Raw genomic sequence first — 466 nt, 5'->3', positions numbered from 1 at the left:
GGTGACCGTTGGTCAGATCCGGAACTTGCCCAAACCCTCGCGGCTGCCATCATGGAGGCCGAGGCAAAGCGCGTCGGTGAGGAGCAGGGGCTCGCTTGGGTTCGCCCGATCGCGAACACCAGCCTGTACGGCGCGACCGCGGACCTGCACCGCGTCACGCTCGAGCCGGCACCCCTCGACGACGAGGAGGCGGCACGCTCCGACGCCATCGTCGAGCGCTGCGAAGCTCAGGGCCGGAATCGCCTCCATCCCTGCGCGAATGCGATAGGCGGTGCGCTCCTGTCGGTTCGCGCCGAAGGCACGGTCGAGCAATCCCTCGACCGCAGCGGGCGCAACATCGGCAATCGGCACATATTCGATCACGGCGATTTCCTCGTCCCCTCGGTGTCCCGCTGGAACGGGCCCATAGACCGAAGGGGCCGCGCGCTTTAGCCTCCACCGCGCTGAACGCAAGGCGAATGGGGAG

General features: G+C 67.8%; 1 protein-coding gene. It reads left to right on the top strand.

The annotated features are described in order from the left end of the window. Positions 1–432 (top strand): hypothetical protein (locus tag AACY08_RS29400; RefSeq protein ID WP_339472597.1); only part of this gene is annotated, 432 nt, incomplete at its 5' end. Positions 433–466 lie beyond the last annotated feature (34 nt).

This window comes from Pseudomonas sp. EL_65y_Pfl1_R83 (genome assembly GCF_963970695.1).
In the GTDB taxonomy this organism is placed as follows: Bacteria; Pseudomonadota; Gammaproteobacteria; order Pseudomonadales; family Pseudomonadaceae; genus Aquipseudomonas; species Aquipseudomonas tritici.
Note: the sequence above shows the minus strand (reverse complement) of the source record. Positions and strands in the feature narration are given on the sequence as shown.